Source organism: Campylobacter lanienae NCTC 13004 (assembly GCF_002139935.1).
Taxonomy (GTDB): Bacteria; Campylobacterota; Campylobacteria; order Campylobacterales; family Campylobacteraceae; genus Campylobacter; species Campylobacter lanienae.
In genome coordinates, this window is record NZ_CP015578.1 from 409834 (window position 1) to 424748 (window position 14915).

At 34.6% G+C, this 14915-nt stretch carries 12 protein-coding genes; 11 read left to right on the forward strand and 1 reads right to left on the reverse strand.

All coding sequences use genetic code 11. From position 1 onward, the window contains the following. Positions 1-103 precede the first annotated feature (103 nt). The 7 genes from CLAN_RS02100 (at position 104) to CLAN_RS02130 (ending at position 9050) form a co-directional block, all read left to right on the forward strand. The gene (locus tag CLAN_RS02100) at positions 104-313 is read left to right on the forward strand and encodes an alkylphosphonate utilization protein (protein ID WP_096013572.1); all 210 of its coding nucleotides are present in this window, start codon (positions 104-106) and stop codon (positions 311-313) included. 44 nt (positions 314-357) lie between these two features. Further along, positions 358-1668, forward strand: a complete 1311-nt coding sequence (locus CLAN_RS02105; RefSeq protein ID WP_100591037.1) for a DNA recombination protein RmuC — start codon at positions 358-360, stop codon at positions 1666-1668. 146 nt (positions 1669-1814) lie between these two features. Further along, complete coding sequence (locus tag CLAN_RS02110; protein ID WP_096019037.1) at positions 1815-3161, forward strand: FAD-dependent oxidoreductase; 1347 nt, start codon at positions 1815-1817, stop codon at positions 3159-3161. Between the two features lie 90 nt (positions 3162-3251). Then, positions 3252-4694: a pyruvate kinase gene (pyk, locus tag CLAN_RS02115; protein WP_100590471.1), complete on the forward strand. Its 1443-nt coding sequence runs from the start codon at positions 3252-3254 to the stop codon at positions 4692-4694. Beyond that, on the forward strand, positions 4694-5920 hold the full coding sequence (locus CLAN_RS02120) for a M16 family metallopeptidase (protein ID WP_096018141.1): 1227 nt from the start codon (positions 4694-4696) through the stop codon (positions 5918-5920). Before pyk ends, CLAN_RS02120 begins: the two co-directional genes overlap by 1 nt. Continuing rightward, positions 5920-7713: an ATP-dependent DNA helicase RecG gene (gene recG / locus CLAN_RS02125; protein ID WP_232045851.1), complete on the forward strand. Its 1794-nt coding sequence runs from the start codon at positions 5920-5922 to the stop codon at positions 7711-7713. Before CLAN_RS02120 ends, recG begins: the two co-directional genes overlap by 1 nt. A gap of 62 nt (positions 7714-7775) precedes the next feature. Next, a complete protein-coding gene (locus tag CLAN_RS02130) occupies positions 7776-9050 on the forward strand; it encodes an aminotransferase class V-fold PLP-dependent enzyme (protein WP_232045852.1) in 1275 nt (424 codons plus the stop codon). 12 nt (positions 9051-9062) lie between these two features. Here CLAN_RS02130 and CLAN_RS02135 read toward each other — a convergent pair whose 3' ends face one another. Next, on the reverse strand, positions 9063-11630 hold the full coding sequence (locus tag CLAN_RS02135; RefSeq protein ID WP_100590473.1) for a translocation/assembly module TamB domain-containing protein: 2568 nt from the start codon (positions 11628-11630) through the stop codon (positions 9063-9065). Positions 11631-11869: 239 nt separating this feature from the next. On the opposite strand from CLAN_RS02135, the gene groES reads away from it, so the two are divergent. The 4 genes from groES (at position 11870) to CLAN_RS02155 (ending at position 14758) form a co-directional block, all read left to right on the forward strand. Continuing rightward, positions 11870-12133, forward strand: a complete 264-nt coding sequence (groES, locus tag CLAN_RS02140) for a co-chaperone GroES (RefSeq protein WP_086227752.1) — start codon at positions 11870-11872, stop codon at positions 12131-12133. A gap of 15 nt (positions 12134-12148) precedes the next feature. Then, positions 12149-13786: a chaperonin GroEL gene (groL, locus tag CLAN_RS02145; protein ID WP_100590474.1), complete on the forward strand. Its 1638-nt coding sequence runs from the start codon at positions 12149-12151 to the stop codon at positions 13784-13786. Between the two features lie 114 nt (positions 13787-13900). Beyond that, positions 13901-14356: a hypothetical protein gene (locus CLAN_RS02150; protein WP_096030110.1), complete on the forward strand. Its 456-nt coding sequence runs from the start codon at positions 13901-13903 to the stop codon at positions 14354-14356. Positions 14357-14368: 12 nt separating this feature from the next. Next, on the forward strand, positions 14369-14758 hold the full coding sequence (locus CLAN_RS02155; protein ID WP_096013563.1) for a hypothetical protein: 390 nt from the start codon (positions 14369-14371) through the stop codon (positions 14756-14758). The last annotated feature ends 157 nt before the right edge of the window (positions 14759-14915 follow it).

The window sequence follows — 14915 nt, forward strand, 5'->3', positions numbered from 1 at the left end:
AAATCATAATTAAATTTTGTGTTAAAATTTTAATTATAAATGTTATGAAATTTAAGCATTAAATAGCTATAATTTTTAGCTAAATCAAATCAAGGAAACATAAATGGCAAAAGATTCTAACGGCACAGAGTTAAACGCTGGAGATAGCGTTAGTGTGATTAAGGATTTAAAGGTCAAAGGTGCTAGTAGCACGATTAAGCGTGGCACAACGATTAAAAATATCAAGCTTACAAGCAAAGATAATGAGGTTGAGTGTAAGATAAATGGCGTTGGAGTTGTGGTATTAAAGTGTGAATTTTTGAAAAAAATCTAAATTAAGAAAAGGCTTAGGCTTTTTCTTTTTATATGGAGATTGCGATGATAGAAATTTTAATTGCGATAGTTGTGGTGGCGGTTTGTGTGTGTGTTTGGCTTGGGGTTGTGCTGTTTAAAAAGCATACGCAATTAGTGAGTTTAGGGCAGAAATTTAGCGATTTAAGTGCGAATTTAAGTATAAAAGATCAAGAGCTAAACTCCATAAAAGATGAGAACAAAAATTTACAAGAGCAAAATATCCAAAATATCCAGCAAATCACACAATTAACAACAAAATTAGACAGTGCCAATGAGATAAATAACGAGCTTAAAAAGCGTCAAGATGAACTTGATAATAAAACTAGAGAGTATTTTGAGCTAAAAACTAAGCAGATGAGTGAGAATTTGCTAAATTTAAATAGCAAAGAGATGAGAGAAAACTCCGCAAAAATCTTAGAGAGTTTAATCACGCCATTAAAAGATGAGATCAATAAATATCAAAAATCAAATTTAGAGATAAATAACACATTTAAAGTAAATTTTGAGAATTTAAAAAGCGAAACCAAAGGGGTTATAACTCAAGCTCGTAATTTAGCTGACGCACTAAAAGGCAATAAAAAAATTCTAGGAAATTGGGGTGAAATTCAGCTTGATAGTGTATTGCAAAGTAGTGGGCTGATTTTGGGTGTGAATTATGAAAAACAAGTATCTTATAAAGATGAAAATGGAAACCAAAAATATCTTGATGTTGTGGTTAAATTTGATGAGAGTAAAAGAGCGATAATAGATGCCAAATGCTCACTTATCAATTATAATGAGTATCATAATGCTACAGATGAGAGCCAAAAAGATAGCTACGCTAAGGCCTTGGCTAAGGATATTAAAAATCATATTGATAATTTAAACTCCAAAGATTACGCATTTTTAGATAGCAAAAATTATGAGTATATATTTATGTTTATACCTAATGATAATATGCTATTTGTCGCTCTCAGTGCTGATAGCGCTCTTTATGAATATGCGTATGAAAAGGGTATATTTATCACCACGCCACTTACACTTTTAATGGCTTTAAAAACCGTCTATATCTGCTGGAAAAATCTAAAAAGCGATGAGAACGCAACTAAGATATTTATAGAAGCTGGTAAGATATATGATAAATTTGATGTATTTATCAAAAATTATGAAAGATTAGAAAATCAAGTAATTGCTATGTCTAAGGCGATCGAAGATGGCAAAATCACACTATATCAAGGTCGTGGAAATTTGATAAGCAAATTTGAAAATCTTAAAAAATTAGGTGCCAAAACTACCAAAACTTTGCCATATACAACTAGCGATGATGAGATATTAATAGAGCCACCGCTATCATAAGTGGCGGTTTGGGCTTTAATAAATAAATTTAATATTTTTTAATTAAATAAATTCATAAATATTTTAATTTACTTATTTTTATTTTGTTATCTTTAAGTTTTATTAATATATACTACGGAATTTAAAAATTGTCTTAGGAGTTAAGGATGAAAGAGAAGCACTATGAGGTGGTGATAATAGGTGGCGGCATTAGCGGTGGTGCGTTACTTTATGAGTTAGCAAGATACACAGATGTAAAAAGCATCGCATTAATAGAAAAATACTCTGGTCTAGCTACGCTAAATTCAAAAGGCACAGCAAATTCGCAAACTATCCATTGTGGAGATATTGAGACAAATTATACATTTGAAAAGGCTCAAAAAGTCAGCAAAACCGCTAGAATGGTAGTCAAATATGGCTTACAACACGGATATCAAGGCAAATATATGTTTGATGGCCAAAAGATGGCAATCGGCGTGGGCGATGTAGAGGTTGATTACATTAAAAATAGATTTAATGAGTTTAAAGAGATATATCCATATTTGGAGTTTTATGACAAAGCAGAACTAGCTAAAATAGAGCCAAAAATTATATTAAATAGTGATGGTACTCATAGAGCTGAAAATGTCGTTGGTATGGGGGTTAGAAGTGGAGAATATACCACCGTTGATTATGGGGCATTCACAACTACATTTATAGAAAATGCCAAAAAAGAGGGCGGAGAGTGCGATGTCTATCTAAATTCAAGAGTAGATACTATCACGCAAAACGCAGATAAATACTATATCCAAACAGCAGATGGATTATCTATTAGCGCTGATTTTGTCGTAGTAAATGCTGGTGCTCACTCTTTATATTTAGCTCACAAAATGGGATATGGGCTTGATTTTGGTTGTTTGCCTGTGGCTGGTAGCTTCTATCTAACTAAGAAAAAACTATTAAATGGCAAGGTTTATATGGTGCAAAATCCTAAATTGCCTTTTGCTGCTTTACATGGTGATCCTGATATTTTGGCTGATGGTTGTACGAGATTTGGGCCTACGGCTTTGGCGCTACCTAAGCTAGAGAGATATCATGATAACTGGGGAAGTTTTCTTGACTTTTGTAAGACTTTAAATTTTGACTCAACTATTGCTGGTATATTATTTGATCTATTTAAAGATAGCGATATTCGCAACTATATCTTACGCAATTTCTTATTTGAAGTTCCGTATTTAAATAAAAAATTATTTGTCAAAGATGCTAGAAAAATCGTCCCAAGCCTAAGCACTAGCGATATATATTATGCTAAAGGTTTTGGCGGTGTCCGCCCTCAAGTGCTTAACAAAACAGAGAAAAAATTAATGTTAGGTGAAGCTAGTATAAATCCAAAAACCGGAATAATCTTTAATATGACACCAAGCCCTGGTGCGACAAGCTGCCTTGGCAATGCGTTAAGAGATGTTCGTGAAGTTTGTGAATATCTAGGTAAAAACTTCAACGAAGCTAAATTAAACGAAGAGTTATTTGATTAATATTTTAGGCGGATGATCCGCCTAAATTCTGCTAAAATTCTCATCATTTATCCTTAAATTTGGTATAATTACCAAAATTTAGGAGTAAATATGAAAAAGACAAAAATCGTAGCAACCATCGGTCCATCTAGTGATTCTATAGAGGTGATTAAATCCTTAATCCAAGAGGGCGTTAATGTATTTAGGTTAAATTTCTCACACGGCACACACGAGTATCATAAATCCACAATTGAGAAGATCAAAGAAGCATCAAATGACCTTAAAATCAGGGTTGGAGTCTTACAAGATATTTGCGGACCAAAGATTAGAGTAGGGGCTTTAAATGAGCCTTTTGAGCTAAAAGCTGGTGATAGATTAAATGTCTTAAAAGATAGCATAACAGGGCGTAAAAATGGCGAAATTTATGAGCTTAGTATCAATCAACCGCAAATTTTGTCTTTGATTAAAGATGGTGAATATATATATTTATATGATGGTAGCATTAAGGCTAAGGTGGTAAAATGCTCGCCTGATGTTATAGAGACTATTATAGAAAATGATGGGGTATTAAGCTCAAATAAGGGTGTGAATTTCCCAAATACCAAGCTAAATATCGATGTTATCACTAAAAAAGATAGAGATGATATGCTTTGGGGAGCGCAAAATGGCGTGGATTTTGTGGCTATTAGCTTCGTTCAAAACGCAAATGATATTATAAATGCCAAGGCGATACTAAAAGAATTTGGCTCTAATGCTAAGGTTTTTGCCAAAATAGAGAAATTCGACGCAGTAGAAAATATAGATAGCATTATAGAAGCAAGCGATGGAATTATGGTAGCTCGTGGAGATTTAGGAATTGAGGTGCCATACTATAAAGTGCCAAGTATCCAAAAATTAATAATCAAAAAAGCCAACGCAGCCAATCGCCCAGTAATCACCGCTACTCAAATGATGCTTACAATGGCTAAGAGCCAAAGTGCTACTAGAGCTGAGATTAGTGATGTTGCTAATGCAGTATTAGATGGGACGGATGCGGTGATGCTAAGTGAAGAGAGTGCTGTAGGTATCAATCCAGTAGCGGTAGTAAAAGCTATGAGCGCTACTATAGTGCAGAGTGAATCTATATATCCTTATGGCAAATTTGATGAGTTTGAATTTAGCGATGAGACAGATATGGTAGCTAGTGCTAGCTCACATTTGGCTCAAAGAATCGGTGCCGATGCGATAATCTCTATCACTAGCAGTGGATCAAGTGCGATCAAAATGGCTAGAAATCGCCCATCAATGCCGATAATTGCCGTAACACACGATGAGAGCATAGCTAGAAGTCTTACAATCGTATGGGGCGTTACTCCAAGCTTAGTTGTATCTAAAAATCAACTGAATTTACTCCTAGCTAATACAATTAAAGGGTTAAAAGATGCCGGACTTATCAACTATGAATCGACATACACGCTCACAGCAGGATATCCAACAGGCAAAATAGGTAGCACCAACTATATAAGAATTCTAAGAAAAGATCAAATCGAGTATTATCTAAATGAGGTAAAATAGTGGAGAGATTAAATTTAAAAATCGGCGCTACTGATGTGGCTTTGATATATGAGCATAATAGTGAGTTGCCTTTGGTGGGTTTGAAACTTGTATTTAAGGTAGCTGGAATTTGTAATGAGAAAAAATATGGCGTAGCAAAATTAGCCGCTGAATTGCTAAGTGAGGGGAGCAAAAAGCTTAGTAGCAATGAGTTTAATAAAGCTTTGGATATGAGAGCTATTATGCTTGGGGCGAGTGCGGGGTTTGAGACATTTGAGATTAGTTTAGAGAGTTTGAGTGAGCATTTTGAATTTGGATTTAATATGCTTTTAGAGCTATTATCTAGTCCAAATTATGATAAAAATATCTTAAAAAAATTAAAAACCCAAGCCCTTGGAGTTATCGCTTCAAATAGCACGGATTACGACTATCAAGCTAGTAACGCATTAAAAGAGATTTTGTATCCTAACTCACGTCTTGCGATCCCTAGCATCGGGACGCCTAATAGTATTGAGAAAATCACTATTGATGATATTAAAGAGTTTATAGATAGTAATTTAAATCTTGAGAATATGTTTATTGTCTTAGGTGGTGATATTGGTGTAGATGAGGTTAAATTTGATAAATTTGCTAAGGTATTAAATAGCGGTAAGAAAAGAAATTTAAGCCAAATTCAAGTAAGCAGCGATGGAAATTTAAAGATAATTGATAAGCCAAGTGAGCAAGCTTATATATATTTTGGGTCGCCGATTAAATTTGATTTAAGGGATAAATTTAAGCTTAATGTAGCGATGTTTATCCTTGGTAGTAGCGGGTTTGGCTCTAGATTGATGGAGGAGATTAGGGTTAGGCGTGGGCTAGCTTATAGTGTCTATTGCTCGGCTAATTTGAACTTAAGCTATAACTCAATGAACGGATATCTGCAGACTAAAAATGAGAGCAAAGATGAAGCCATAATGATTATAAAAGATGAGATAGCCAAATTCATCCAAGATGGAGCCACCAAAGAGGAGCTAGAAGCGGCTAAAAATTTCTTACTTGGTAGCGAGCCACTTACCAAAGAGACGCTATTTAAGCGACTTGCCATAGCGCAAAAAGAGCATTATCAAGGCTATGAGCTTGGAGAATTTGATATAAATTTAGAGCGAATTAAGGCTTTGGAGTTAGATGAATTAAATAAATTTATATTTAGCTTAAAAGATTTTAATAATCTTAGTATTGCTTGTTTATATAATGAGCAAAAATAGTGAAAGAGATTGAGGAGTTAAAAGAGCTGGGCATAGCAAGTTTGCTTGATCTAGCTTTGATATTACCAAAGAGTTTTGATGATCTAAGAGTTAAAAATATACCAAGTATAGGCGAAAATAGCGTTGAAATAGAGATCAAATCTAGCGTTAATCGCATTAATACATTTACTATTTTGGCCTATTGTATCTCGTGGGGGTGTAGTGTAAATATCGTTATTTTCAACGCTAAGCCGTGGCATTATGCTACATTTAAGCGTGGTAAAAAGCTCTATATCCACGGCAAAAGCACCTTATATAATGGAATTTGGCAATTTAGCAATCCTAAGATTATAACCAAGGTTGGTCAGATCATCCCGCACTATAAAAGAGCGATAAAAGATACCCAAATTCAAAAATTAATTAGCAAATATATAAATTTAGACTCTCTATGCTCACAAGGGCTAAATGAAGATGAAGCTAAAGAGATTTTGGCTCTACATGAGTTAAGTGATGAGGCGATGAGTGCTGTGCTAAATATCGATAAAAAGGCATTAGAGACCTTAAAATTTGTTGAGATTTTTAGCTACCTTAAAAAGCTTAGTGTCAAAAAAGTGCTATTTAAGGCTACTGCGATTAAGACATTTGATATTAGTGATTGGCTAAATAATTTGCCATTTAAGCCTACTGATGATCAGCTAAAAGCGCTCGATGATATCAGAGATGATCTATCGCAAAATCTCGCCGCAAAGCGTGTAATGATGGGCGATGTAGGTAGTGGCAAAACCTTAGTTATACTAGGTGCGGCGCTTTTGAATTATCCTAATAGATCTATTTTGATGGCACCTACTACTATCCTTGCTACTCAACTTTATAGCGAGGCAATACGGCTTTTGCCGAAATTTATGAAGGTGATTTATCTACAAAAAGGCTTAAAAAATTTCAATTTAGAAGATGCGAATTTGATAATTGGCACGCATGCTCTTTTGTATCAAGAATTACCCAAAAGCACCCTAATAATGATAGATGAACAGCATAGATTTGGCTCAACTCAAAGGCAAAAAATAGATGAATTAACTCGCAATGAGAGCCTAAGGGCGCACTTTTTACAATTTAGCGCCACGCCGATTCCTAGGACTCTTTGTCTTATTGAATCAGAGCTAGTGAGTTTTAGCTTTTTAAAGCAAATCCCATTTACCAAACAGATTAAAACGCTAATAATCCAAAATAGCGGATTTAACGCACTTTTAGAGCATATCAAAGCCCAAATTCAAGCAAACAAACAGACAATAATCATATACCCATTAATAGAAGATAGCGAGGTAAGCAACTACCAAAGCTTAAACACCGCTGCGCCATTTTGGCTAAATAAATTTGAAAAAGTCTATATCACACACGGCAAGGATAAGCAAAAAGATGAGATTTTAGAGCAGTTCGCAAATGATGGAAATATACTGTTAGCTACTACGATTGTTGAGGTTGGGATCTCACTGCCTAGGCTTTCAACCATCGTTATAGTTGGTGCTGAAAAGCTAGGTTTAGCCTCGCTTCATCAGCTTCGTGGTAGAGTTGGCAGACATGGCGGACTAGGCTGGTGCTATCTATATACCAAGCTTACACAGATACCAAGTAGGCTTAAGGAATTTGCTAAAACTCTTGATGGATTTGAGGTGGCTAAGATAGATTTAAAAAACCGCCAAGCTGGAGATATTTTAGATGGGACAATTCAGCATGGGGCTACATTTGAGTATTATGATATGGAAGAGGATATAGCCCAAAAAGCCAAAAGTAGATTAGCTGCTTTAAGGGGCAAATAGAGTTTGTGAATTTAGATTTTACTAAATTTTAGTATAATTAGACAAAAATCTAGGAAGAAGTATTGAATATAGATAAAATTCGCCAAAATATAATATTAAAAGATGGAATTTACTATTTTGATTGGACTGCTAGCGGGCTTGGATATATGCCTATCGAAGATGAGATTAAACGCATTTTAAAGACTTATGCCAATACACATAGCGAGTGTAGTGAATGCTCAAATATCACTACAAATTACTATGAAAATGCTAGAGCGGGGATCAAAAAACTACTAAATTTACAAAGCGATTTTTTGCTTTTGCCATGCGGACAAGGTAGTAGCGCAGCGATTAAGAAATTTCAAGAAATTATGGGAATTTATATCCCACCAGCTACTAAAATGGCGTTAAATATCAATTTTGATAGCATAAGGCGATCCCTACCCTTAGTGATAGTTGGCCCATATGAACATCATAGCAACGAGATTAGCTATAGAGTTGGAGCCTGTGAAGTGGTGCGAATACCACTAGCTAGAGATGGTGGATTACACTGGGGAGAACTAGATAAAATTTTAAAAATCAACGCCAATAGAAAGATTATAGTTAGCATAAGTGCTGCTTCAAATGTAACGGGGATTAAAACCGATATAAAAGCTATAAATTCATTAGCTAAAAAATATAACGCTATAATCGCAATAGACGCTTCAAGCTTGGTAGCATATGAAAATGTAGATAGCTCTTTGTGTGATGCGATATTTATATCACCGCATAAGCTTCTTGGTGGGGTGGGAAGTTGCGGGATTTTGGCTATTAGAAAATCCTTATTTAATCTAAATTTACCGACATTTTCAGCTGGTGGTACGGTGAGTTATGTAAGCAAAAAAAGCGTCAGATATCTAGATGATATAGAACAGATCGAAGATGCTGGGACTCCTGCGATTACTCAGCTTATCCGTGCGTATTTGGCTTTTGAACTTAGAAATAGAGTTGGGCTAGAGTTTATAAACCGACAAAAAACTCATCTAATGAGTAAATTCGAATATGGCCTATCTAAGATAAAAGGGCTGATAAATTACGCCCCACAAAATCAAGATAAAATCGCTATTTATGCCTTTAATATCAAAGATATTTCGCCATTTGATCTAGCTCAAACTCTAAGCTTAAAATTTGGAATCCAAAGTCGTGCTGGATGCTCATGTGCTGGGCCATACGGACATGATCTGCTAGGTCTTAGAGATGATGAGCCACTTAGCTTTAAGCCTGGTTGGCTAAGAGTAAGCCTTCACTGGTCTCATAGCGATGATGATGTGGATTATCTATTGAGTGCGATTAATCAAGCTAGAAAATATCTAGCTTGATTTTGCTTAAATTTAGCGATTAAATAAATTTTGAAGGCCGTTTATTAGCTCTTTTGCATCTTGAGTTTTGGTCTCATCACCTTTAAAGAGCTTATTTAGCCCACGATCAATCTCTTTTGATATCTGATTTCGTAGGTAGTTTGAGCTGATTTTGTATTTTGGTTGGTCGCTTGTGCCTGTGATATCTACAGCTATATCGGTCTTTTCTAAATTCGCTCTAAGCGGGATATTTATAGTTTTTGAGAGCGTATCTATAGAGCCAGCAGTTATATTGACATCGGATCTTTGTGAGCTTAATTGAGCGTTAAAATTTATTAAATTTTTATCTATCACGCCATTTAGATAGCCATCTTTATAGACTTCGGCGGTTATATCTTTTTGGATTGTAGCGCTAATTAAATTTGTCAAAGCACTTTTGGTCAATTGACCTTTGGAAATATCAGCTTTGAAATCGCCTTTTGAGCTATTTAAATCATAATTGGCATTAAATGTGGCCTCACCTTGATAAAATGGCGCATAATCTAAAAACTCCAACATCTTAGCTATCTCAAATTTAGCTAACACAGCATTGGCTTTATTGTTTTTGATATCTATTTTGAGTTTAGAACCGATAAAATCGCTATTTAAAGTGGCATTGATATTTTCGTTTATAGAGATTTTGCCACTTGGATTTAGTGAGCCATTTAGCTTCATTCCAGTTAAAAACTCTAATCTATCTAGACTTGGGATATCGGCGCTATATAAGGCTTCAAGGCTATTTTTATTTATATCATAACTTCCATCAAATTTATTTATTGTAGCTAAATTTGAATTAATTGTGGTGGCAAAATGCACGATGGAATTTGTAAATGTAGGCTTGATATGTGCGTTTATAGTTGTATTTTGTGGGAAATTTTTATCTGTTAGGGCTTTTAAATTGGCTGCGTTTAACACTCCATTTTCTAGTTTAATCTCGCCTTTACCATTTAAATTAGCGATATCTATGCTATCAAGATTTAGCTCGCCATTTAACTCACCACTTAAAAGCGGTTTTTGCCCTATCATTAAAAAGAGATTTTGAGCTAAGATATTTTGGATATTTGCTTTTAATTTACCATTATCTATAGTTGCTTTAATGACTCCATCCATCGCTTTTATATCCAAATTTGCGTTTTTGAGTGGGGATTTTTGGTTATTTAAATCAGCCAATAGATCAGCATTTATAGCGATTTGACCATTGAGTTTGGCTCCAGAGATATTACCTAGTTTGGCTAGATCTGGCATTAGTGCTTGGGTGCTAGCTTTTGCGATTTTTTGCGTTAGATTATAGGTGGCATTTAGGCTATTTAGATTTAGGATTTCAGATTTTAAATTTGCGTTTAAATTCGCATCATCGCCTTTTAAATTCGCTTTTATATCTGAGCTAAAGCTTATATTTTTAGCCAAATTTGAGCCAATCATATTATTTAACTCACTAGCGTTAAAAAGCCCATTATTAAGATTTATATTGATATCGCCAACTCTTTGAGTAGCGTCATTTAAGCCCTTTATAGTAGCGACTCCATTGATACTTCCATCTGCTATTGCTGGCATGGATAGAAGCTTTAAAAGCTCGTTTAATTTAATCTTTTTGATATTGGCTTCTATCTCATTATTTGCCATTTTGGCAGTGATTATACCACCTAGTCCATTGATATCAGCATCTAGGAATTCTAAATTTGAGCCGATTAATTTCGCATTGGCTTTTGCTGTTATCTCGCCATGGAGCTTTTGAGAGATTATCGGCTCAAGTTTAGCAAGATTTGGGATATTTAAATTTATATCGCTATTTAGGGTATTTTCATCGATATTATATATTGAATTCAAAGCCGCAAGCACCGCCACAGGCGTGGTAATCACGCTCTTAGCCTTAGCTATGCGACCATCGAGATTTAAATTTGAATTTGCTTTGATAGTGAAATTTTGTGGTAGTATCAGCCCATAATCACTAGCTATTAGCTCATTGTTTGTAGTGGCATTTGGGATATTTAAAGTAGCATTACCATTGTAATTTCCATCTTTACTACCGATATCTGCTATGATATTCATCTTGCCTTTTATATAGGATTTGCCTAAGGCTATGGCGCTAATTTGAGCTAATTCTAATGATTTGGCATCTAGTTTTAACTCTAACGGGGTAAAATCAGCAATCCTAGCCGCAAAACGCAAATTTGACCCGACTATTTTACCACTACCATTAGCGATAAAATTGCTAAATTCACCTACTATAGCACCATTTAAGCTTATATCATCTTTAATCTCTACACCAAAACTACTTAAATCATTTGTAGTAGCGGTATAATTGAGATCTAAATTTTGAGTAAATAGGCTGTAATTACCATAAACTCTAGCTTTTAGGGCGTTATTGACATTAGCAGTTATATCAAGATTGCTAATACCAAGCTTAAATTCGTCAAGTCTAATATTCATTCCACTTTTTTCAGAAGCGATTTTTTCTATATATGGCTTTGTGATGCTATTGCCAATGCTAGTAAAAAGCAGTGTATAAATAGCAGCCAAAACTACCACTAAACTACCTAAAATCCAATATACAACTCTCATTTAAATTCCTTATAAATTTTTGTTTATTATACTAAAATTTAATTTAATAAAATCAAAATCACAAATCTATTTTTATGCGAAATTAATTTAAACTTGAGTGGCTTAGACTAAATGTTTTTGATAAATTCTATTTAAATTTGCTAAAAATTTATTGACATATATATAAAATTATGATATATTTTCATCACTCAAATATATAGAGTGCTAATTTTTAAATCAGATTACATGAAAGGATCAAAATGAATTTTTTACCATTAGGTAAGCGTGTGCTTATAGAAAGAGAGGAGGAGCTTAAAACTACAGCTTCAGGTATTATCATCCCAGATAATGCGTCCAAAGAAAAACCAAGTGAAGGCAAAGTTATTGCTGTTAGCAAAGAAGTAGAAGGAATCAGCGAAGGCGATAGAGTTGTATTTGCGAAATATAGCGGTAGCGAAATTACGCTTGATAACAAAAAATATTTAGTATTAAATACAGATGATATCTTAGGTATCATAAAATAATAAAAAGGATAGAAAATGGCAAAAGAGATTATATTTGCAGATGATGCTAGAAATAGACTATATAATGGTGTTAAAAAATTAAGCGATGCGGTTAAAGTAACAATGGGTCCAAGAGGCCGTAATGTGCTTTTACAAAAAAGTTTTGGCGCGCCAACAATAACAAAAGATGGCGTTAGCGTGGCTAAAGAGATTGAACTAGCTGATACTATAGAAAATATGGGCGCAGGTTTAGTTAGAGAAGTAGCTAGCAAAACCAACGATGAAGCCGGCGATGGCACTACTACAGCTACTGTTTTGGCTCATGCTATATTTAAAGAAGGTTTAAGAAATATCACAGCTGGAGCAAATCCAATCGAAGTAAAAAGAGGTATGGATAAATTCGCATCTGCTGTTATAAACGAGCTTAAAAACGCATCTAAAAAAGTAGAAGGCAAAAAAGAGATCGCCCAAGTAGCTACAATCTCAGCTAATAGCGACACAAGCGTTGGTGATCTAATAGCCGAAGCTATGGAAAAAGTAGGCAAAGATGGAGTTATCACAGTTGAAGAGGCTAAATCAATAAATGATGAGTTAAATGTGGTTGAGGGTATGCAGTTTGATAGAGGCTATCTAAGCCCATATTTCATCACAAATGCAGAGAAAATGCAAGTTGAGCTAAGTAGCCCATTTATACTATTATTTGATAAAAAAATATCAAATTTAAAAGATCTTTTACCAGTTTTAGAACAAATCCAAAAAACAGGCAAACCTCTACTAATCATCGCCGAAGATATAGAGGGTGAGGCTTTAGCAACTTTAGTTGTCAATAAACTTCGTGGCGTGCTAAATATCTCAGCAGTTAAAGCCCCTGGCTTTGGTGATAGAAGAAAAGCTATGCTAGAAGATATCGCTATTTTAACTGGTGGTGAAGTAATTAGCGAAGAGCTAGGTAGAACTTTGGAGAGTGCTAGCTTAAATGATCTAGGTCAAGCTGATAGAGTAGTAATCGACAAAGATAACACTACAATCGTAAATGGCGCTGGCTCAAAAGAGGCGATAGATGCTAGAATCAGCCAAATCAAAGCTCAAATTATCGAAACTACAAGCGACTATGACAAAGAAAAACTTCAAGAAAGATTGGCTAAATTAAGCGGTGGTGTAGCAGTTATCAAAGTCGGAGCCGCTACTGAAACTGAAATGAAAGAGAAAAAAGATAGAGTAGATGACGCTCTAAATGCTACTAAAGCAGCAGTAGAAGAGGGCATCGTGATAGGCGGCGGTGCTGCTTTGATTAAGGCTGGAAATAAAGTAGATTTGAATTTAAAAGGCGATGAGCTAATCGGCGCTGATATCGTCAAGCGTGCTTTGTTTGCTCCACTTCGCCAAATAGCTGAAAATGCTGGATTTGATGCTGGTGTGGTAGCTCACGCAGTAAGCAGTGCTGATAAGGCAAATTACGGATTTAACGCTGCTAGTGGAGAGTATGTAGATATGTTTGAAGCTGGTATCATAGATCCTGTTAAAGTAGAGCGCATAGCGCTTCAAAATGCTGTTAGCGTAGCTAGCTTGCTACTTACTACAGAAGCTACAGTGAGCGAAATCAAAGAGGATAAACCAGCTATGCCAGCAATGCCTGATATGGGCGGTATGGGTGGAATGGGCGGTATGATGTAAACCCTTAAAATCTAGAATTTTATAATTCTAACCTCAAAGCTTGGGAATTTTAAATTTCCAAGCTAAGGATATTTTGGTTATAATTATTCTAATAAATTAAAGGAATATTGGGATATGGCAAATAAATATCCTTTTGATGATTTGTTAAGAGATTTTAAACAAGGACTTCGTGAAGCTGGTTTTAAACCTAAAATATTTTGGATGATTGCCCCATTTGCGATTTTTATACTATTAACAATTCTTGTCAAATATGGAGTTGTTCATCAAAATGTTATACCTTATATATTTGCAGTGCCTATGATGTTTGTTCCTCTATTTTTTCATCTTCCAGTTTGGATATTTAAGAAGATTGATGGAATTTGGGATGACATTATTGATGACTTAGAAGATAGGTATGAAAAAGAATTTAATGAAAATATTCGTATTACTCGTAAAGTAAAGAAATGGCTTGGAGAGGATAAAATTGATATTATCTATACGATTGCTATGGTAAGCGGTATTTTTATATTACTTCTTTGGATAACTATGATTTGTGCTGGATTACCTAGACTTGCGAAAGGTATATTTTAGTAAGAAGCTAAAATGAAAGAGTATATATCTGGTTGGGAAGCTTTGAATATCCCAAATGAAAAAGGCTTGGTGGCAGATTGGCATCCACTTTGCTTTTTAAACAATAAAGATGATATAAAAAAATATAAATATAATAAAATTCTAGGAAATAAAGGTATAAAAAAACACTTTATACCTATGCTTAATAGAGATGAATATGTAGCTAGTTTCGCAAGAGCTATTGCTGATTTGGTCTATATGAAAGAATTCACTGGCTTGAAAAACTGCGTTAGAGACTACTTGGATGACGAAGATGAAAAAGAGCTTTTTGGCTACTTAAAATCTATAAATTTTGATAAAGAAGTCGATGATTTTATGAAATATGAGCTTACAAAGCTTTATTTTGCTGACAAAGAACAATAATGCTAGAAGAGTATCAACAAGAAAGAATAGATTTCAGTAAATCATAAGCTAATAAACAAATACAAGATCAACAACGCTAAATTTAAGATAAATTAGAAGTTTATAATGATATAATCTTGTTATGGGGATATGCCATAGGGCTGGAACCCCTACGGCA